General features: G+C 63.1%; 18 protein-coding genes. 7 read left to right on the top strand and 11 right to left on the bottom strand.

Translation table 11 applies throughout. From position 1 onward, the window contains the following. Positions 1 to 54 precede the first annotated feature (54 nt). Positions 55 to 1,581: a CCA tRNA nucleotidyltransferase gene (locus IAU67_RS09795; RefSeq protein ID WP_151842833.1), complete on the bottom strand. Its 1,527-nt coding sequence runs from the start codon at positions 1,579 to 1,581 to the stop codon at positions 55 to 57. A gap of 46 nt (positions 1,582 to 1,627) precedes the next feature. On the opposite strand from IAU67_RS09795, the gene IAU67_RS09800 reads away from it, so the two are divergent. The 7 genes from IAU67_RS09800 (at position 1,628) to IAU67_RS09830 (ending at position 12,539) form a co-directional block, all read left to right on the top strand. Continuing rightward, positions 1,628 to 2,614, top strand: coding sequence for an NUDIX hydrolase (locus tag IAU67_RS09800; protein ID WP_151842832.1), 987 nt, complete (start codon positions 1,628 to 1,630; stop codon positions 2,612 to 2,614). Positions 2,615 to 2,623: 9 nt separating this feature from the next. Next, positions 2,624 to 5,332: a hypothetical protein gene (locus tag IAU67_RS09805; protein WP_151842831.1), complete on the top strand. Its 2,709-nt coding sequence runs from the start codon at positions 2,624 to 2,626 to the stop codon at positions 5,330 to 5,332. A gap of 24 nt (positions 5,333 to 5,356) precedes the next feature. Next, positions 5,357 to 8,959 carry a murein biosynthesis integral membrane protein MurJ gene (locus tag IAU67_RS09810; RefSeq protein WP_187767916.1) on the top strand — a complete coding sequence of 1,201 codons (3,603 nt, stop codon included), beginning with the start codon at positions 5,357 to 5,359 and terminating at the stop codon, positions 8,957 to 8,959. Positions 8,960 to 9,142: 183 nt separating this feature from the next. Further along, positions 9,143 to 9,838, top strand: a complete 696-nt coding sequence (locus IAU67_RS09815) for an RNA polymerase sigma factor (protein WP_151842830.1) — start codon at positions 9,143 to 9,145, stop codon at positions 9,836 to 9,838. A 60-nt stretch (positions 9,839 to 9,898) separates the two neighbouring features. Continuing rightward, positions 9,899 to 10,834: a thioredoxin-disulfide reductase gene (trxB, locus tag IAU67_RS09820; RefSeq protein ID WP_151842829.1), complete on the top strand. Its 936-nt coding sequence runs from the start codon at positions 9,899 to 9,901 to the stop codon at positions 10,832 to 10,834. Positions 10,835 to 10,881: 47 nt separating this feature from the next. Next, complete coding sequence (gene trxA, locus IAU67_RS09825) at positions 10,882 to 11,205, top strand: thioredoxin (RefSeq protein WP_151842828.1); 324 nt, start codon at positions 10,882 to 10,884, stop codon at positions 11,203 to 11,205. 149 nt (positions 11,206 to 11,354) lie between these two features. Then, positions 11,355 to 12,539, top strand: a complete 1,185-nt coding sequence (locus tag IAU67_RS09830; RefSeq protein ID WP_151842827.1) for an N-acetylmuramoyl-L-alanine amidase — start codon at positions 11,355 to 11,357, stop codon at positions 12,537 to 12,539. Between the two features lie 69 nt (positions 12,540 to 12,608). Here IAU67_RS09830 and IAU67_RS09835 read toward each other — a convergent pair whose 3' ends face one another. From IAU67_RS09835 to rpmH, 10 genes are all read right to left on the bottom strand, one after another. Next, entirely contained in the window at positions 12,609 to 13,829 is a 1,221-nt protein-coding gene (locus IAU67_RS09835; RefSeq protein WP_151842826.1) for a class I SAM-dependent methyltransferase, read from the bottom strand. A 10-nt stretch (positions 13,830 to 13,839) separates the two neighbouring features. Continuing rightward, complete coding sequence (locus IAU67_RS09840) at positions 13,840 to 14,811, bottom strand: hypothetical protein (RefSeq protein ID WP_151842825.1); 972 nt, start codon at positions 14,809 to 14,811, stop codon at positions 13,840 to 13,842. A 283-nt stretch (positions 14,812 to 15,094) separates the two neighbouring features. Then, positions 15,095 to 15,676 (bottom strand): nitroreductase family protein, encoded by a 582-nt coding sequence (locus tag IAU67_RS09845; RefSeq protein WP_151842824.1) that lies wholly within the window; start codon positions 15,674 to 15,676, stop codon positions 15,095 to 15,097. A gap of 29 nt (positions 15,677 to 15,705) precedes the next feature. Continuing rightward, complete coding sequence (locus IAU67_RS09850; RefSeq protein ID WP_225723570.1) at positions 15,706 to 16,923, bottom strand: ParB/RepB/Spo0J family partition protein; 1,218 nt, start codon at positions 16,921 to 16,923, stop codon at positions 15,706 to 15,708. A gap of 3 nt (positions 16,924 to 16,926) precedes the next feature. Then, complete coding sequence (locus IAU67_RS09855; protein ID WP_151842823.1) at positions 16,927 to 17,865, bottom strand: ParA family protein; 939 nt, start codon at positions 17,863 to 17,865, stop codon at positions 16,927 to 16,929. 183 nt (positions 17,866 to 18,048) lie between these two features. Then, positions 18,049 to 18,687: a 16S rRNA (guanine(527)-N(7))-methyltransferase RsmG gene (gene rsmG / locus IAU67_RS09860; RefSeq protein WP_151842822.1), complete on the bottom strand. Its 639-nt coding sequence runs from the start codon at positions 18,685 to 18,687 to the stop codon at positions 18,049 to 18,051. A 92-nt stretch (positions 18,688 to 18,779) separates the two neighbouring features. Further along, positions 18,780 to 19,745, bottom strand: a complete 966-nt coding sequence (gene yidC, locus IAU67_RS09865; RefSeq protein WP_187767917.1) for a membrane protein insertase YidC — start codon at positions 19,743 to 19,745, stop codon at positions 18,780 to 18,782. A 36-nt stretch (positions 19,746 to 19,781) separates the two neighbouring features. Beyond that, entirely contained in the window at positions 19,782 to 20,027 is a 246-nt protein-coding gene (yidD, locus tag IAU67_RS10035; RefSeq protein ID WP_255441209.1) for a membrane protein insertion efficiency factor YidD, read from the bottom strand. Between the two features lie 43 nt (positions 20,028 to 20,070). Beyond that, positions 20,071 to 20,421: a ribonuclease P protein component gene (gene rnpA / locus IAU67_RS09875; RefSeq protein ID WP_151842820.1), complete on the bottom strand. Its 351-nt coding sequence runs from the start codon at positions 20,419 to 20,421 to the stop codon at positions 20,071 to 20,073. 121 nt (positions 20,422 to 20,542) lie between these two features. Further along, complete coding sequence (gene rpmH, locus IAU67_RS09880; protein WP_013889512.1) at positions 20,543 to 20,686, bottom strand: 50S ribosomal protein L34; 144 nt, start codon at positions 20,684 to 20,686, stop codon at positions 20,543 to 20,545. Between the last annotated feature and the right edge of the window lie 113 nt (positions 20,687 to 20,799).

A 20,799-nucleotide genomic window follows, 5' to 3' on the forward strand; every position in this document is an offset into this window, starting at 1 on the left:
TTGTCCCTACGTTACGCGCCGTACCGACCCGATCGACGCCAACCTCGCCTCACCCTAGCCCGCGCGTTCTGCCCACCACGCGCGTAGTTCGGCTTCTGCGTCCTCTTCGCTCATGGGCCCGCGATCCAAAGCAAGTTCCTTCAGGAACGCCCAGGCTTGTCCGACCTCCGGCCCTGGTGTCAGGTCCAGGATCTTCATGATCGCGTTGCCGTCGAGCGCGGGGCGCACGGCGGCAAGGTTTTCCTTTTCTTGGAGTTCGGCGATTCGTTGTTCCAGCCCATCATAGGTGCGTTGCAGGCGCCGGGCTTTGCGCTCGTTGCGTGTGGTGCAGTCAGCTCGGACTAGGAGGTGGAGTTTCGGGAGCAACGCGCCGGCGTCGTTGACGTAGCGGCGTACGGCGGAATCGGTCCATTCGGAGTTGCCGGCCTGCCCGTAGCCGTGGAATCGCATATGCAAGAAAACCAGTTGGGAGATGTCGCTGGTGAGCTGCCGAGAGTACTTCAGTTTCTGCAGGCGTTTGCGCGTCATTTTCGCGCCGACCACTTCGTGTTGGTGGAAGGTCACGCCGCCCTTGTCGGTAATTTTCCGTGTGGCTGGTTTGCCGCAGTCGTGCATGAGCGCGGCGAAGCGCAGTTCCAGATCAGGCTCCCAGCCGTTCTTTTTCTCCTGCTCAACGGCGTTTTCCAGCACGCGGAGGCTGTGCCAGTACACGTCCTTGTGGTGGAAGTGTTCGTCTTGGGTCATCTTCAGCGCGGGCAGTTCCGGCAGCACGATGTCCGCCAGTCCGGTCTCCGTCATGAGCTCGAGCCCCTGGGCCGGCTGCTCACCCAGCAGCGTTTTGTTGAGCTCCACGGCCACGCGTTCCGCGGTGATCCGGGACAGTTGTTCGTGCATAGTATGCATGGCCGTGCGGACGCGCGGGGCGACGTCGAAGCCGAGTTGCGCCACGAATCGGCAGGCGCGGAGCATGCGCAGCGGGTCGTCGTTGAAGGAGATCTGCGGGGTGGTGGGCGTGTCCAGGATCCCGGCGCGCAGGTCGTCGAGACCCTGGAGCGGGTCGTGGATCTGGTGGTCACCGTCCGGCCGCAGCTCCACGGCGATGGCGTTGCAGCGGAAGTCGCGCCGGATCAGGTCGCCGTCGAGGTCATCGCCGAACTGCACGGTGGGGTTGCGCGATTCGCCGTCGTAGGTGTCTGCGCGGAAGGTGGTGATCTCCAGCATTGCGCCGTTGACCAGGGCGGATACCGTGCCGAAGTCGATGCCGGTGTCCCAGATCGTTTCCGCGTGGGGCTCCAGGATGTCGATGATCTGCTGCGGCCGGGCGTCCGTGGTGAAGTCGAGGTCGTGAGACAGGCGGCCCAGCAGGGCGTCCCGGACGCTGCCGCCGACGAGGTACAGTCCGTGCCCGGCCTCTGCGAACGCCGCGGCGAGGGGGAGGAGGGTGTGGTCTTGGTTCCGCAGGGCGACCCATGCGCGGGAGAGCTGTTCGGCGGGCGTGGCCGGCCGGTCCGCTGTCGGCTGGGTTGGCGTGGGTTGTGCCGTGTGCCGCGTAGGTTCTTGGGTATCCTGCGTTTGTTTCACATGGCGATTCTACCCGCATGTGGGTTGATCGACTATCCTTTATGGAATGAATGATAACGAGCGCTCACGGGGTGGCCAGTCGGGCCGCCAGGGTCGTCGCTCGTCGGTTGGTGCGTCTGGTCGTCATGATGATCGACGCCGAAAGCCCACTCGCCAACGCTCCCCCCACAAGGATGGGGCGTCCGGTAGTGGCGGTTCTGGTGGCGACTCGCGTGGTCAGAAGCGCGGCACTAAGAACGCTGGCACCAATAAAAACAACAACCGCAATAGCGGCACTCACAACACCCGCACTAATAAGCGCAGCAGTAATAACGACAATACCAACAACAAAAGCAGCACTAATAAGAGCAGCAACAACCGGAACAACAAAAACAGCACGAACCGGAACGGCAACAATAAGAACGGAAATAGCCGACACAGCAACAGAAGCAACAACCACAACAGAAGCAAAAACGGCAACAATAACCACGGCCGGCGTTCCCAAAACTCCCAGAGCCACCAGGATCCTCTCTACACTTCACACTCTGACCTGCCCGTTTCTGTGGAAACTTCCGCTGGTGGCCTGGTCCTTTCCGGCCTCGCCGAGGCCGTCCAACCGGACGGCTCCGTGGATTTATCCACGGTGTATGTTGCGTTGATCGGCCGCCTGGATCGCCGCGGCCGCCTGCTGTGGAGTATGCCGAAGGGCCACATTGAGCCAAATGAATCCACTTATGTCACCGCCGAGCGTGAGGTATGGGAAGAAACGGGCGTGGAGGGCACCGTCTTGTCCGAATTGGGCACCATTGATTATTGGTTTGTCTCCGAGGGCATTCGCATTCACAAAACCGTTCACCACCATTTGTTGCGTTTTGTGGACGGCGAGCTCAACGATGAGGACCCCGAGGTCACGGAGGTGCAGTGGCTGCCCGTGAATCAGTTGGTGGAGCGCCTGGCGTACGCGGATGAGCGCCGCCTGGCCCGCAATGCGTTCGATCAGTTGCCGGAGCTCGCCCGCGCGGAGGCTCGGGCCGGCCGGGTCACGCCGCGCTAGGGGAGTGCCATGGTGCTGTTTCCTTCTCCGTCGCCGTCTCCCCACCGACGCCCACCTCTCGCCCCCACAGCCCGCACCCCCCTGCGGGCGTTGAGTGCGGCGGCGCTGGCGGCGTCGTTGATCGTGGCGGCTCCGACGGCAACGGTTGTGCCTGCTCAGGCCATGTACGACCCGCATGTGCAGGAGAACGCGGGCGTGTGGGCGAACCCGAATGGACGGTCGACGGATCCGCAGCAGCAGGTGTCCGTGGCGATTGAGGACGTGCAGCCGCGGATGGTGATGGCGGGGGACCGGAGCGTGGAGTTTATTCTGCGGGTGCAGAATCATCGCGATACGCCGGTGGGGAATGTGTCTCTGCGACTGCAGTCATTGCCGGCGGTGCAGACGGCGGCGGGGGTGCGGCGTGCGTTGTTGTCGAATTCGGGGGAGTATCCGGAAGTCTCGGCGCCGTCGGATGTGGATGGTGTGGATTTTTTGGGGCCGGGGGAGCAGAAGACCATTCGGGTGCGCGTGTCCCGGGAGGCGGCTGGTAGTCCAGGCGCTGACACTGCCGGCAGTACTAGTGGCACGAGCAGCGCCGGCTCCGACACAGCCGGAGCCGACCGCGCCCCTGACGTAACCTTCACCCTCCCGCAGCTGAAAGACGAAGGCCCGCATCCGATCATGTTTGCGCTGATGGGGGACACTCTTCAGGGCACGCAGGACATTGTGTCCGTGGCGCGAACCACGGTCACGGTCGCAGCGGCTCCCAAGGAGGATCAGGCGCCCACGCCGATGACTCTCGTGTGGCCGCTGTCCGCCGATACGGACGTTGCTCCCGGCGGAATGGGCGACGCCCCAGAACGCGCGCCGTTGGTCTTGCGCTCGGAGAACCTCGCGAAGGAGTTGGCCGACGGGGGTCGCCTGCGGGGCCTTCTGGACGCGTACCGGTCGGCGGGGGAGGGGCCGCAGGGGCGTGCGCTTCGGGCGTCGAGTTGCATTGCGGTGGACCCGGATCTGGTGGACACGGTGGAGCGGATGACCCACGGGTATCGAGTGGGGGAGCAGGATACGTTGATGAAGTCGCAGCCGCGGCGGCTGCGTGATTCCTGGGGCGAGATTTTCGGCACGGACGCCCCGAACCAGGTGGAGGGCACCGGCGTGGAGGATGCGCAGGCGTGGCTGGAAGACCTGCGCGCGCTGGTGAAGGACGCCTGCGTGGTGGTGCTGCCGTACGCCGGCACGGATTCAAATCTGCTGGCGGAGGGCGCGCCGGATCTGGCGCTGCGTGCGCGTGAGCTGGGGGTGGACGTGGTGCGTCGCGTGCTGGGTGTGGAGCCTGTGGAGGCCGTGAACATTCCCACGAATGGTTACGTGACGGAAGAGGGGATGGCGGCCGTGGCGGGGCAGACTGCCGTGGTGGCGTCCAACTCCATCACCGTGACGCAGGAGGCGCAGCTGCCGGAGCCGGATGACGCTGATGTCAATCCCAACGACGCCGCCAGCGATGATGCCACTGACGCCGGTCAGGCGGCTGACGCTGATCCCGAGTGGGCGCGACGGCTCACGACCGTGGAGGCGCCGGCGGGGGCCGGTGGCGCTGGCGCTGCCGGCGCGGGCTTCACCGCGTTGCCCTTCTCCGATGATCTCGCGGCGGTGCTGCGCTCCACCGGCTCCCGCCCGGAGGTCGCGGGCTTCTCCAACCCGGACTTGCGCTACGACCCCACCAAGGATTCCCCCGCCGCGCGCATGGGTGATGCGCTGGCGGTGCTGGACCGGGAAGTGGCCTCCGGCAATCCTGTGTTGGCGGTTCCGCCGCATGATTGGTCGGTGTCCCAGGAGGACGCCGGCGCGTTCCTGGATGCGCTAACCAGCATGTTTGCTGAGCACCGGATCACTCCGGCGCCGCTGACGGACGCCGTCGCTGTGAGCGCCGGTGCCAGCGGCGCGCCTGCCGGCCCCGCACCCGCTCCCGAGCACCCCGCACGCCCCGAGCTCGCCAAGGGCACCACCTCCAGCCCCTTCGAGGACCCGGTCACCACGGCTCCCGAGTTCCTGGAGTCTCTGGCCCACGCCAAGGACGAGGTCATGAACCTGCGCAATGTCATGGTCAACGACGAACGCATCGCGCTGACCCGCGAGGTCTACACGCGTCCTCTCCTTCTGGACCTGCTGCGCGCGGCCTCCTCGGCCCGCGCGAATAACCAGGATTCCTGGGCCCACGAGCGCAAGATCGCGCACGAGCGCATCACCACGGTCACGGACACCGCCCAGGCGTTGCGCTCCACGATTGCGCTGGTGCCTCCCGGCAATGTGATTACCCGCTCGTCGAATGGTTCGCCGATTCTCATCGTGGCCCGCAACGGCCTTCCGCTTCCCGTGCCGGTAAACGTGGGCTATCACACGGACGAGGGCCTGAACCTGCAGGTGCCAACGCAGCAGGTTATCCCGGCGGAAGGCTCGATCACGCTGTCGCTGCCCACCACCGAAGACTCGGATTCCGTGCGCCGCACCAACCTCTCCCTGTGGTTGGCGGACCCCAATGGCCAGCCCATCTCCGAGCCGGTGAGCCTCACGGTGCAGAAGACCCGCGGCTTGGGTGTGCAGGGCGTCCTCATCGTGATGGGCCTGTTGGTGGCCCTGGGCGTGGGCGCGAAAGTGCTGTGGTCGCGGCGTACCGCCAGCCGGCCCAGAATGCGCTCCATGCGAAAAGTTAAGAGCGGGCTGCAAAGAAACTGACCTGTGAGACTCTAGTATGGTGGTGTGACTTTCGAGCCAGAGCAGGATGACCCCCATACTGAATCAGCGCCAGCGGGCCTCCGCGGCCGCTTCCGAGACACGCGCCCTCCGGTGGTGTCGCGCTCGGAGGCGTCTGCGGAGCCGTCCGCGGGGCCATCGGGTTCCACCGCCGCCGAGTCCGGGGTGGGCCGTGATGGGTCGCGCCCGGCGTCGGGGGGATTTATCGCCGAAAAAAATCCCGACGCCAGCTCGCGTGACCACAGCGCGGGCGACGTAGCGAACGCGCAAAAGGCCAGCGATGAGGACGTGGTGCGCGCGGGTGGTTCGATGGCTATCGCCACCTTGATCTCCCGCATCACCGGCTTCCTGCGGACCGTGCTGATCGGTTCGGCGCTGGGGCCGGCGGTGGCGTCCGCGTTTAATACGGCGAATACGCTGCCGAACCTCATCACGGAACTGGTACTAGGGGCGGTACTAACATCACTGGTGGTACCAGTGTTAGTGCGCGCGGAGAAGGAGGACCCGGATAGGGGAGCGGCGTTCATCCGGCGCCTGCTGACCATCACCTTCACGCTCACGATCAGCATCACCCTCATCTCTGTGCTGGCGGCTCCGCTGCTGGTCAGGCTCAGTTTGGACGAGACCGGCCATGTGAACATCGGCATGTCCACCGCCTTTGCCTACCTGCTGTTGCCGCAGATCGTGTTCTACGCCATGTTCGCGGTGTTCATGGCGGTGCTGAACACCAAGGGCATTTTCAAACCCGGCGCGTGGGCGCCCGTGGTCAACAATGTGGTCACGCTGGCGGTGCTGAGTTTCTATCTGCTGCTGCCGCAAGAGACGAAGCTGCAGCCGCAGGATAGTGTAACGATCCTGGATCCGCATGTCCTGCTGCTGGGCCTGGGCACCACGGTGGGTGTGGTGGTGCAGGCGCTGATTATGGTGCCGTACCTGAAGAAGGCGGGGATCGATGTGCGCCCGCTGTGGGGTATCGACGCCCGGCTGAAGTCCTTCGGCGGCATGGCGATCGCCATCGTGGTGTACGTGGCGATTTCCCAGGTGGGCTTCCTGTTGAATAACCGCATTGCCTCTGCGGCGTCTGCGGAAGCGCCCACGATTTACATGCAGGCCTGGCAGCTGCTGCAGGTGCCGTACGGCGTGATTGGTGTGACGCTGCTGACCGCGGTGATGCCGCGCCTGTCCCGCAACGCCGCCGACGGCGACGACAAGGCCGTGGTGAAGGACCTGGCCAGCGCCTCCAAGCTGACGATGCTGGCCTTGGTGCCGGTGATCATCTACTTCACGGCCTTCGGCACGGTCATCGCGCGAGCGCTGTTTGCCTATGGCGATTACGACGCAAACACCGCCGATATTCTGGGCTGGACCATCAGCTTCTCCGCCTTCACCTTGATCCCGTACGCGCTGGTGCTGCTGCACCTGCGCGTGTTCTACGCCCGCGAGGAAGTGTGGACACCCACGTTCATCATCGCGGGCATCACCATCACCAAGCTGGTGCTGGCGTACGCGGCGCCGCTCATTGCGTCCGAGCCTCGGCTTGTGGTGGTTCTGCTGGGTGCCGCGAACGGCTTCGGCTTCGTGGCCGGTGTGATCATCGGCGACCGGCTGCTGCGCCGTTCCCTGGGCCACCTGCAGTCCCGTTCGGTGTTGCTGACCAGCCTCTGGGCCGCGGGTGCCGCCGTGGTGGGCGCGTTCGTGGCCTACCAGCTGGACCGCCTGGTGATGGATATCCTGCCGGTGGTGCTGCGCCTGCTGCTCAGCGGTGTGGTGTTCCTCATCATGACCGGGCTGGTGCTGTCCCGCTCCAAGCTTCCCGAGGTTCAACTTCTGGGCCGCACGCTGTCCCGGTTCCTGCCCGCGCGCTTCCGGCCTGCACACCTGCGCAGTACACCTGAGCAGGAGGATGAGGAGCGCGAGCTGTCCCCAGAGGAGTTCGCTGCCCGCGAGACCGCCGCTCTGGACCGCATGATGGGCGGCCAGTCCATGGGTGCCGGCGCAATGCTGCCACCAATGAACACCACCGCGATCCGTGGGCCGCGCCTGGTGCCCGGCGCGCCGCTGCTGAACGGCCGCTACCGCCTGCTAGCCGACCACGGCGGCACGCCAGCCGCGCGCTTCTGGCAGGCCACGGAGATGGCCACCGGCAAGACCGTGGCGCTGACCATTATGGACCCCACGGTGTGGGCGGATACGGCCAAGGCCAAGGACGACATTCTGCGCCGCTCCGCGAAGCTCAAGGAGTTGAAGTCCAAGGGCATGGCCACGGTCACGCGCGTGATCGACAACGGAAACGTTGTGGTGATTGTGGCGAAGTGGACGGAAGGCTCGCCGCTGGCGACGGTGGCGAAGACCGCGCCGGAGCCGCAGGCCGCGTCCCGCGCCGTCGCAACGCTGGCGGATGCCTGCCATCAGGCCGACGAACTAGGCATTGCCCTGGGCATCGACCACCGCGATCGCCTGCGCCTGTCCCTGGACGGAGCCGCATACGTTGCCTTCCCCGGCGTGCTGCCGAACACCACGCTGAAGCAGGATTCCAAGGGCATCGCCACGGCGCTGCGCGTGCTCATGGACCAGGTGGCCGCGGAGGACATCCCTCAGGAGCTGCACGATATTTACCAGGAACTGGAGGAGCTGAACGCCTCCCAGGAGGAGGTGGACTTCCAGGTCGCTGCCACGCACCTGCGGGAGATCGCCGGCGATACGGACGCCCCAGAGATTTCCGTCAGCGCGGACCACACCCCATCGCCGAACCACCGTGCCGGCTTCGGCGCGGCGGCGAACGCGCCGGGACGCTTTGCCAGTGCCGCGATTTCCGCGTTCGTGATTGTTGTGGTCGCGGCGTCTGTGGTGGTGGCCTTGCTGGGCTTCGTGGGTGGCAACCGCGAGGATTCGCCAATCACCCCGGATTCGATCCGCCAGGGTGCCCAGAGCGTGGCAGGTTCCACGGAACCCGCCAGCGTGACCTTAAGCAACGCCCGCGAATGGCGCCCTGATACCGCCCGCGGTACTGCCGATAATCCGGAGCGCGCGCCCCTCATCATCGACGGCGACAGCGCCACCCGCTGGCAGTCCGATTCCTACCTCCAGCCGCTGGGGCCCAACGGCGCGAAGAACGGCATTGGCCTGATGGTGGATCTTCCGAAGGACACCTCCCTCACGGAAGCCACGCTGGCTGGCCTCACGCCAGGCATGCGCGTGGAGATCCGTGTGGCCGACGGGGACGTCACCTCCCTCGATCAGACCACGCTGTTGGCCACCCAGGACGTCACCGCCGAGGAGCACACGATCAGCCTGCCGGCATCCCGGGCCGACGATGCGGTCGGCGCGGACGGTCGAGACGGTCGAGACAGCGCGGCTGCCTCCGACGCAGCGCGCACCCCAGGTACTTCTACAAATGGATCCACTCACACCACGGATTCCCAGCCTTCCGGGGGCGAACGCGGCGCCCGGGCCGAGGGAGAGTCCCCGAAGGCCAACCGCGTGATCTTGTGGATAACTAAGCTCCCTGACCCACAGGGCCAAGCAAGCATTGGCGAATTGTCCCTGGTCGGACGCTATCCCGGCGCGGCAAAACACAGCACCCCCACCCCCACAGCACCCGCCAATTAGCGCCCGCGAAGCCCGTCCCCCTGTCCTTCCAGCCTCCAGTTATCCACAGGCTGAGAAAGACAGGGGGACTTTTATGTACGCCTCCACTAGGGTTAAAAGCACAGCGATCGGGGGATCGCCAGCAGCCGCCACACGAGGTGGTGGATACCAATACTGACAACCTTTGGGGGAGGGGAAAGACCCATGACCATCGCACTGCACAGGGCAATGATGGCGCCGATGAACCACGACGCTTGGCGTCGGGATGAAGAAAGATTGAGCATCGCACTCGACGACGTAGAACTACTGCGTCGGCACCTCGACGGCCATCCATGGGCGTTCACGGCGCTGGTGCGCAGGTATCACCGGCAACTGTGGTGGGCGATCCACAGCAGCTGTGTGCCGGCCGACCACCACATGGATGTCCTGCAAGAAGGCCTGCTGCGCATCCACCGCTTCGCGCGGAAGTTCCGGGGCCTGACGGCAGAGAGCACCTCCACGGTCGGCACGTGGATGGTCGCCATCATGCGCAACGCCTGCCACACCTTCCTGCGCACACAGACGCGCCACGCGCCCAACCTGCCTCTCGAAGACAGCATCCTGCGCGTGGAACATCGAAGCGGGGCTACGCCTCGGGCGACGATGCACCTCGCCGCGGATTCGGACAACGCATTGGAACGCGCAGTCATTCGGATGGACGTGCACCGCGCGCTCAAGCAAATGAGCCCGGAGCTGCGCGACGTGCTCATCAACACCAGCCTCAAGGGAATGAGCGTGGACGAGTACGCGCGGCGCGAAGGCATCCCCGTCGGGACGGTAAAATCGCGGCGCAGTCGAGCAAAAAAGCAGCTCGAGCGGCTGCTGAACCCTCAGGAATACTCTGTGGCCTCCGCTGGTTAGACTAAGGGAAGAATCAATACAGGAACAACACAAGAACCACCTGAGAGGACTGCCTTCCACATGTCGGACAACCCAACCATCCACGACGTCATCATCGTCGGTTCCGGACCAGCAGGCTACACCGCAGCCGTGTACGCAGCCCGCGCGGAACTGAAGCCACTCGTCTTCGAAGGCATCGAATACGGCGGACTGCTCATGCAGACCACCGAAGTAGAAAACTTCCCCGGATTCCGCGACGGCATCATGGGCCCCAACCTGATGGAAGAGATGCGCGCCCAGGCAGAGCGCTTCGGCGCAGACCTGCGCAGCGAAGACATCGAGAAGATGGACCTGTCCGGCGACATTAAGAAGGTGTGGGCCTACGGTGAGGAATACCAGGCACGCGCAGTGATCCTCGCCACCGGTGCGGAGCCTCGCTACCTCGGTGTTCCCGGTGAACAAGAGATGTTGGGCCGCGGTGTGTCCGCCTGCGCCACCTGCGACGGCTTCTTCTTTAAGGACAAGAAGATCGCCGTGATCGGTGGCGGGGACTCCGCCATGGAAGAGGCGGACTTCCTCACCAAGTTCGGCCAAAGCGTCACCATCATCCACCGTCGCGAGGAGTTCCGCGCCTCCAAGATCATGCTGGAGCGCGCGAAGGACAACCCGAAGATCTCCTTCATCACCAACGCCAAGGTAGTGGAGGTGCTTGGCGACGGTGCCGTGCAGCGCCTGAAGCTGGAGGACACCGTCACCGGCGAGCAGCGTGAGGTGGAGATGGATGCGATGTTCGTGGCCATCGGTCACGATCCACGCACCTCCGTCTTCGACGGCCAGGTAGACCTGCAGGACAACGGCTACGTGAAGGTTGACGAGCCGTCCACGCGCACCAACGTTCCCGGCGTGTTTGCCGCCGGCGACCTGGTGGACTCCCACTACCAGCAGGCCATCACCGCCGCGGGCTCCGGATGCCGCGCAGCCCTGGACGCTGAGCACTACCTGGCCTCGCTGGGCTAGGCGCCGAGCATCTCGTACTCAGCAAGAAAGCTAGTGAAGGAACTCACATGTCCAATATTGTGAAAGTCACCCAGGAAACCTTCCGCACAGAGGTTGTGGAATCCGATCAGCCCGTGCTGGTGGACTTCTGGGCCGAGTGGTGTGGACCGTGCAAGCGCATGGACCCTGTGTTGGAGGAGCTCGCCACGGATGTGGATGGCACCGCCAAGGTTGCGAAGGTGAACGTGGACGAGCAGCGCATGCTGGCCGCCATGTTCCAGGTGATGTCCATTCCGGCGTTGATGGTCTTCAAGGACGGCAAGAAGGTCGCCGAGTTCAAGGGCGTGAAGTCCAAGGAAGAGCTGAAGGAAAAGCTGGAGGAGCTGGCGTAGCCTCAGGCCTCTGTGAACGCGTTTGTGCAGCTCTCGGCGCGTTTATGAACATCTGTCCCGTCTATGGGTAAAGTGGTTAGAGCACGGTCCCTGTGAATGCAGTGTGACCTCTTTGTTCCTGTAGTCCTTGATACGAAAGTGGTGCCTAAGTGGATCGACTTGTTCTCCAAGTCGGCGACCGTAGCCCGCGTGTCGCGGAGGTTCGTGCAACCTTGGCCCGTCTTGGACTTCTGGACGGTTTTTCCGGTGAGGTCTCCGGATCCAACCAACGGTGGTCTCCCGAGGATGAATTTTTTGACGACGCCCTAGCGCACGCCCTTCGGGCCTTCCAACAACAACGCGGCATCATTGCCGACGGCATGATCACCAATGGAACGCTGCGCGCCCTGCGGGAAGCTTCCTATACCTTAGGCGCCCGCGTGCTGTCCTTGAACACCAACCAGCTGGTGGGCGACGATGTCACCCAGCTTCAAACCCAGCTTCATGATCTGGGTTTCTACACCTCCCGGGTGGATGGCCACTTCGGCACCAGCACCCACAATGCGGTGGTTGCGTATCAGACGGATTATGCCCTGAAGGCCGATGGGGTAGTGGGCCCGGACACTCTCCGAGCGCTGTCCTACTTGGGGCGTCGCATCACCGGCGGCTCCCCACAGTCCATTCGTGAGAAGGAACAGATCCGCTCTTCCGGCCCTCAGCTATCCGGTAAGCGCGTGGTGATTGACCCTGCGTTGGGTGGCGCGAACACGGGCTACACGGCCCAGGGCCCCTTCGGTCAGGTGACGGAGGAGGAGATCCTGTGGGATCTCGCCGGCCGTATCGAGGGCCGCATGATTGCCGCAGGCATGGAGACCATCATTTCCCGACCCCGCTCCGCGGATCCGTCCTCGCAGGACAGGGCGAATATCGCCAACGCGTTCGGTGCGGATTTGTTGATCTCCCTCAAGGCGGACATCTATCCGAACGAGAAGGCGCACGGCGTGGCGTCTTTCTACTTCGGTTCACTCAATGGTTATTCCTCCCTGGTGGGCGAGCGGCTCAGCGGTTTCATCCAGCGCGAGATCTGCGCCCGAACCCCGCTTCAAAACTGCTTCAACCATGGCCGCACCTGGGATATTTTGCGTTTGACGGGCATGCCTGCCGTGCAGGTGGTGCCTGGTTATATGACGAACCCGGAGGATTTAAGCGTCCTTACGGATCCCGCGATGCGCGATAAGATCGCCGAGGCCATCGTGGTCTCCGTGAAGCGCCTGTACCTCATGGACAAGGACGTCCACGCCACCGGCACGTTCAACTTCGCAGACATTCTGAAGGCCGAGGGCACCCACAAGTAGCGGCTAGTGCAGGCCCACGCCAGTGCGCACACTGCTTACCCCGCGCACTAACGGCCCCTGAGCGGGCAGCTAGCGCGTTGCCTCCAGCACAGTGAACGTAGCGTCCCGGCTCACTTGAGTCACCGTACCGAAACGCTGTTCCACCACGGGCCGGTAGCGCAGGTGCGCATTGTGCACGAACAGCAGCGTCCCGCCGGGCCTGAGCAGCCGCGCGCTCGCATCCAGCAGCGGCTGCACCAGAGTGGGGTCGATGCGGGTGCCTTCATGAAACGGCGGATTGAGCAGCACCAGGTCTTGAGTCCCGGCCTCCAGTGCCGACGCCGCGTCGTCCCACGTGACCGTCACCGCGCTGTTGCCCTTCATCGCCCTCGACGCCGACAGCACCGCATCCAGATCCACATCCGTCGCCGCGATCCTCACCCCCGTGTGACCCGACGCCAGCATCGCCGCCGTCACAGTCCCATTTCCACATCCAAGATCCACGATGTGCAGGTGGCTGCGCCCGCCATCGCCGGTAGTGTTGCCATCGTTGGTGCGGGCGCCACTCCCACTGTCCCTCCGTTCGAGCCACTGCACGGCAGCGGCCGCCAGAGCCTGGCCTCCACGGTCTGGCTTCGCCCCTGAGAACACTCCGCCGTGGCCATGCAGCCTTGCCCCGCAGTACTCCTGTGTGGCGGGCTCGTAGGCATGCACTCCTTCTTTCGGAACCGTTGCCTCCAGGCAACGGTTCTTACCTTTACCTCGCAAGCCATGCACCTCGGAGAAGGAGTGCTCGATCACCGCGTTCATGGACTTGGTCATGTGCTTGTTGGCACCTCCCAGAATGAGGCGGGGCACGCCGTGGCGTGCACAGCCGGTGGCCCATTCCTCCAGCGCGCTCAAAGCCTTCGGCAGGCGGCCGATCGCCAGGACTGGCTGTTGTTTCACGTGGGTGGCTAGGAACTCTTCCAGGCTCCCCGGGGCGCCGTCCAGGCCCGCAACAGTCACGAGCACGTCAGCGCTCTGCGCCTCATTGTTCAGCACCTCATCGCTCTGTGCCTCAGCGCTCTGTCCCTCTGAGAGCCGGGCCACGGCCCGAGCCTCCCTCAGATCGCGGCAGCGGACCAGCACGGCCCCGCTGCCCCAGGCTTTCACGCGCTCCATCGCCCAGGCCGTCAGGCTGCCCGTGTGATCGTCCAGCACGATGATGGTGCCGGCTGGGGGGTCGGAGGCTTCGGCGTCGTGGATAATAAGACGATCGAGGGCGTCACTGACAGGGGTAGCAGCGGAGGCGGCGGGGGAGGGGGACATGGCCTACAGTCTAGCGGCGGAACAGTCGATCATCGCCAAGGCGCAAGAAGGTGGGCTGCGGCGTGCGGTGCGCGCGGCCGCCCATGACGGTGCCGAGGGCCTCGCGACCGGTCAGATGCTCGTGGTCATCCGCCTCCACGCGACCAAACAGCCCGGCACCCGCATCGATCTCCTTGCGGTATCGGGGGAACCGCGGATGCGCCTTCACCACAGTGAAGCCCTGCTCCTCCAGGATGTCCTCGGACAGCATCGGCGCGTGCTCCAGCTGCGTGCTGGTCTTCTCATTCGCCGCGGACTCCTGCGGCGGCTCCCAACCCCCGTATGCCTCCGCGAAGAACGTCGGCGTTGCTGTCTCCTGCTGCGTACCCACATGCGTGTCGACGCCGCCTGCGGCGGGATCTGTGCCGGCCTTCTCCCCGAGATCGTCGGTGCCTTCCCCCTCAGCGCCTGTGCCTGCATTGCCCTCGGCGTTCATCAACTCTTCGACCAGGGAATGGTCTAGGGCCTCCACGCGCGCGAATGCCTCCACGGCCTTTACGCCGCGGCGTTTGGCTTCCTCCAGGACGGTATCGATCAGCCGATGCTCAAGGTACAGCCCCATGTACGGCAGGGCCACGTACACGTTGGTTATGAGGATTGCATCGGGGGACACCGGAGCGGTGGGCAAGGCTCTGCTGCCTGGGAGGTAGTTGGACGGAGCAAACACCACGGTCGCGGCCGGCAGGGGAGTGGAGCCTTCGTCTCCGGTGGAGACGAAGGCTGTGTAGGCACACGTGCCCCATTCCATGAGGACGCGTTGGATCCACAATTCTTTTTCAAATTGTGGATCCTCAATGCTGTCACAGGTGTTGGCGTCGCTATGGGGAATCTGCCAAAACATGCTCGACAGCGCCGTGGACTCAATGTCCCGCGCCGTGTCATAGCGGATACCGCGGATGCTGAGTTCCATCCCACCTCCCTTCCGGACTGAAGCGTCAGCCATGTGGCACCATCACGTGCGTGGTGGCGCCGTTGGTTGCCGCTGCGGTTCTCTTCTTGTGCTTGCGGGCTGCTGCCTATGCGTCTGCGCCCATAGTAGTCCTGCGGGACGCCCATGGGTGCAGGATTGAACTTTTTCGAATGTTTCACGTGAAACATTGGGCGCCGACAGGGCTAGCGTCCCTGCCACACTCAGCTAGCGCCTCAACGGCATCGCCCGCTAACTAGCCGCAGCCAAACGCCCGGACCCATACAGCAGGTGCCGAAGAGTGGGCGAACCCGCCGACCTAGTACCGGTCGTTCACTCGGCGATTTGCCGCGCGGCCCGGGTGTGCAGGCTCCTCAGCAGGGTAACCAGCAGCGATAACCAACGCGATCGAACGGTCGTCCCGGCCACCGATTCCGATGGCCTCCTTGACTCCCTGCTCATCCCAACCTGTGGTGGGGGAGGTCGCCACGCCTTCGTTCTGAGCGGCGATCATGAGGAACGCAGCCGCCAGAGACGCGTCCTTCAGGCCAGCCTCGCGCAGGAACTGTGGGGTCTTGTCCTTCAAGTAACCGGCAACAAATTCAGCTCTGTCGGCGCCGAGAATCTCGTTGGCGTCCTCTGGGAGCTTCTCGGAGCGTCCGACGAAGACGAACACCACGGGAGCATCCAGGAACTGCTGCTGCTTGCCAGCGTCATAGATAGCCTGTTTCACTTCCTGATCGCGAACGACTACGATATCCCGAAGCTGGGAGTTGAAGGCGCTCGGCGCCTCCAGCGCAAGGTTCACAATACGGTCAAGAACTTCATCGGAGATAGACTCCGACGAGAACTTGCGGACCGCCCTGCGATCGTTGATGACCTGATCGACGGTGTTCGCCATAGATTATTCTCCTATAGTCTGGGGATTCATTAGTTATTCTTCGAATAATTGATAAGCTCAATTATCCTTTCGAAGTCCTCGGGGCCTCCGAACTCTACAACAATCTTGCCTTTTTTCTTGCCCATCTGCACGCTCACCTTGGTGTCCAGCGCATCGCCGAAGTCATCCGCCCACTGCCGAACATCAGCCGGAAGCTCCCTCGTGGAGGCCTTCCGCTTCGGCGTTGCCTGGTCTCCACCAGAGCGGTTCAGCGCCGTCACTGCCTCTTCGGTCGCACGTACAGAGAGACCCTCGGCCACGATCCGCAAGGCCAGCCGCTCTTGAGCATCCGCCCCGACCTTCACCCCCAGCAGCGCACGGGCGTGACCAGCAGAAAGAACGCCTGCAGCAACCCGACGCTGAACCGCCACCGGCAGCTGCAGCAATCGGATCATGTTGGTAATGAGGGGACGGGAGCGTCCGATGCGCTCGGCAAGCTGCGCTTGGGTCACGCCGAACTCTTCCAACAGCTGCTGGTAAGCAGCGGCCTCTTCCAGAGGGTTCAGCTGTGCACGGTGGATGTTCTCCAACAGGGCGTCGCGCAGCATCGCGGAGTCGTCGGTCTCACGCACGATAGCGGGGATAACATCCAGGCCGGCTTCCTTGGACGCACGGAAACGGCGCTCACCCATGATGAGCTCAAAGTCCGTGGAGCCATCGGGGGAGTAGCGCACCACAATCGGCTGCATCACACCAAACTCGCGAATGGAGTGTACCAGTTCGGCGAGCGCCTCCTCGTCGAAGTTGCTGCGAGGCTGCTTCGCGTTCGGACGAATCGAACTCAACGGTAGCTCTTGGTACGTGGCGCCGAACTCGTTGGTTGTCCCCACAGACTCGGATATACCGGACGTACCGGATGCTCCAGCTCCTCCAGGTGTCTCGGCAACTCCAGACGCCTTGGCACCACGCGCTCCATCGGACACTCGAGAACGAGAATTCTCACCCTTCTCAGCTCCGCGAGTCCCGCTGCCCGCAGCACCTGTTTTGTCACTGGTACGTTTCGAAGTGCCGCGGGCGGAATCAGATGATCCACCGCCAGAAGCCCCCGACGGCCCCAAAATAATGTCGGCCGCACCGTGACCCAACCGAGGCTTCTGATCGCCAGTAGGAATCAGAGACGCCAGTCCGCGCCCCAATCCACCCCGCTTGGCCTCGGACCCTAACGTGCCGCCCATGTTCGGCATGGCTGGTTTTTTGGACGTGGCCATGTGTTAGATCATCTCCTTGTGTAGTTCCGGTGCAATGCCGATCGGGGCAGTGGATTCTGTTGGCAGGTAGTCGCCGCGCTGAGCGAACTCCACGGCGGCGTCGAAGTAGGCGAGCGCTCCCGGCGATCCGCTATCGTATTGCAGCACGGTCTGACCGTAGCCTGGCGCCTCGGAGACTTTGACGGACCGCGGGATGTGGTTGTCCAACACCACAGAACCGAAATGGTTACGCACCTCGTCGGACACCTGCTCAGACAGCTTCGTGCGACCGTCGTACATCGTCAACAGCACGCCAGAGATGTGCAGTTCCGGGTTCAGATTCTGCCGAATCATCGTAATGTTGTTGAGCAGCTGACCCACACCCTCCAACGCGTAGTACTCACATTGGATCGGCAGCATCACTTCATTCACTGCGGTCATCGCGTTGATGGTCAGCAGCCCCAGCGATGGGGGACAGTCGATGAAGATGTAGTCGAACCCGTATTCGTCGATGAATTCCTCGTTCAAGGCCTCCACCAGCCGGTACTCACGGCGCTCCATGGCGACAAGCTCAATCTCAGCTCCCGCGAGATCGATCGTCGCCGGAATGCAGTACACATTCTGGTTGACCTCGTTCTGCTGCATCGCGTCGGCAGGCGTCATCTCACCGATGAGCACTTCGTAGCTGGACGGTGTGCCCATGCGGTGCTCTGCGCCCAGGGCAGTGGAGGCGTTGCCCTGCGGATCCAGGTCGATCACCAGCACCTTCTGGCCGTGCATCCCCAGCGCCCAGGCCAGATTCACCGTAGACGTGGTCTTACCCACGCCGCCCTTCTGATTGGCGATGGTGATTGTGCGGCATCGCTCCGGCCGCTCGAGCTTCAGCCGCGACGTATTCTGCAGCTTCGCCGCCTGCCGCGCCGCGCGCGCGATGGGCGTATCGTCCCACTCCATCTCAGCCATCTCCGTCCTTGTCGTGCTCGTCGTGCGTGTGTTCAACGCCGTATTTCGTCCTTTAATATCCGACGCCCAGCGTTCCGTTATCCCAGCCAATGTTTCACGTGAAACATCGCGGTGTGAAGAGAACTCTATTCTATGTTCTAGCCCCTACAACCGCGAGACTACGTGAAAAGACGTTCGAGTGGATTACTTGATTCGCGGCACCACGACCACGTGGGTGCTCTCCGCGAGAGTCTTCGCGCCTACTTCCAGTACCCTAGGCTGCCCGCCGCCGGCCTTTTTAATGATCGAGGCATCTCGTTCAATTTCGTCTGCAACACTCGAACCCTTCAGCGCCCTCATGTCGCCGTCGTTCTTCACCAGAGGCAAAGACCACTGAACAAGCTTGCCTAAAGGTGCGACAGCGCGCGAGGTGACGATGTCCGCACCACCCAGCTGAGCGATGACGTTCTTGTCTTCGGCGCGGCCGCGGATGACTTCCACATTATCCAAACCAAGCTCAGCGACGACTTCGTTCAGGAACGTCGTCCTGCGGAGCAAGGGCTCCAACAGTTGCAAGGTCAGGTCGGGACGCGCAATGGCCAGCGGGATACCCGGAAGACCGGCTCCCGATCCAACGTCGATGACACGGAGGCCGGCGTCGATCGCCTCGGACAGGACGGCGGAATTGAGGATGTGACGGTCCCAGATCCGCGGTACTTCCCGCGGGCCGATCAGGCCGCGTTCGGTAGCGACAGTCTCCAACAGTTCAGCGTATCGGACCGCAAGCGGGAGCCGATCCCCGAAAATCTGAGCGGCTGCATCTGGATGTTTCACGTGAAACATTCTAGTGCCGGTTGGCGCTCATTCCTAACGCGAAAAAGAAAACCGCCTCGATGCTCACGGTGAGCGTCGGGGCGGGGGAAGTAGGAGAGAGGCTACTTCTTCTTTTTCTTCTTCGGGTTGTTCGGTCGGACGCCAACCTGAGGAGCGGAGGTCCGCTTTGCAGCGGCCTTAGCCTCGCGCTCTTCGACTTCCTCGCGATCCATCTTATCGAACAGCAGCTTCTGCTGCACGAAGGTCCACGTGTTGTTAGCAAGCATGTAGGTTGCCAGACCCACCTGCCACATGAAGCCACCCAACAGATACAGGACGGGCATGACCCACAGCATCATCTTCTGCATCATGTCCATCTGCATCTGCATCTGGGCGGACTGAGGGGTCTTGTTGGGGTTCGCAGCCTGACGAGCCTTCTGGCGATCCAGAGACATGCGCGCGGAGAAGTGCATCAGCACAGCAGAGATCAGCATCATCGGAACGATCAGAAGGATGATGTTGGTGCGGGTGAAGTCCACGGACCCATCGGCCGCGAAGGCGCCGTAGTTTTCCTCGGCCATGGAGATGTACGCAGACAGTGGCGTCCCGAACAGACGGGCGTCCAGGAAGGACTGCACATCTTGAACGGAGAACACGTAGTTACCGGTGTTACGCGTCTCCTCGATGGTCATGCCCAGCTGGCCGGTACCGGTGCCGGTGCGGTTGAAGGAGCGCAGCACGTGGAACAGACCAATGAAGATAGGGAACTGAACCAGCATCGGGAGGCAGGAGGCCAGAGGGTTCACGCCCATGTCCTTCTGCAGCTTGCGCATCTCCAGAGCCAGAGTCTGGCGATCGTTCTTGTACTTAGCTTGGAGCGCCTGCATCTTCGGCTGGAACTCGGCCATCTTGCGGGCCGAGCGCATCTGGTTGGCCATAGGCTTCACCAAGAGGATACGGATGGTGAACACCAGGAAGATGATGGACAGCGCCCACGCTACGCCGGACGCTGGGTCAAGAACAAGGCTCCATACCTTGTGCCAGAACCACAGCACCGCGGAGATTGGGTAATAAACAAAATTCAGCACGGGTGACGGTGCCTCCTAGTTGTAATCAATAGTGAATTAATGCCGTTGTGTGCGGCGAGGAGGAACGGGGTCCCAACCGCCCGGATGCCACGGCCCACAACGAGCCAAGCGCTTGACCGTCAGCACAGTTCCTCTGAGAAACCCGTGACGGGTGAACGCCGTCAGGGCGTAGTTGCTGCACGTCGGATCAAAACGACACGTCGAACCCATCTTAAGGCCTGACAAGTGCTCTTGGTAAAAAAGGATCAACCGGCGCGCCGCAGGAGCGCCGTCGCCGTCGATGGCGGTGTGCTCAGCGTAGGCATCGCGCGGCTCACCGGAGCGGTCATAGGCTGCGCCGGATGCAGCTGTACACATCAGCTTTAATCTCCTGATAGGTTGCGCTCCCACTGGCGGGGAGGGCGCGAAGAACGATGTGGGCGCCCGTAGGAATATCCAAGGATTGGAGAGCTTCGGCGCTGGCGTGACGCAGAAGGCGGGACGTGTGGTGACGAGCCACGGCATTTCCTACAGCCTTAGACACAATCAGTCCCACGCGCGGGCCTCCCACGGACGCCACGGAAGACTTATCCACGAGAGTGTAAGCAACCACAGTAGCCGAGCCCTTTTTGCGACCCTTCTTCACGGTCCGGCCGAATGCCGCGGTGGAACGAAGCCGGTGTTGTGGAGGGAGCATGTTCAATCCTTAGAGTGACGGGCACAAAGTGACAGGCGCGGGATGAACACGCATCACATACGCCAAATCCCCCGCATCGCCCTCCAGTGCGGAGGGCGACAGCGGGGGAGTACCAACTACCTTAAGCAGTCAGGGACTTACGGCCCTTACGACGACGTGCAGAAACGATTGCACGGCCAGCGCGAGTGCGCATACGGGTACGGAAGCCGTGTACGCGAGCACGGCGACGGTTATTTGGCTGGAAAGTACGCTTGCCCTTAGCCACGGTACTTCACTCCTTTTTCCGACGATGATGGACAATTCAGCGGGCCGATCTCACAAACGCTGGATAGTGACTATCCGCGAGGCCCGCACGCAATCCGATGCAGGGTGTGCACA

The sequence above is a fragment of the Corynebacterium zhongnanshanii genome (genome assembly GCF_014490575.1).
In the GTDB taxonomy this organism is placed as follows: domain Bacteria; phylum Actinomycetota; class Actinomycetes; order Mycobacteriales; family Mycobacteriaceae; genus Corynebacterium; species Corynebacterium zhongnanshanii.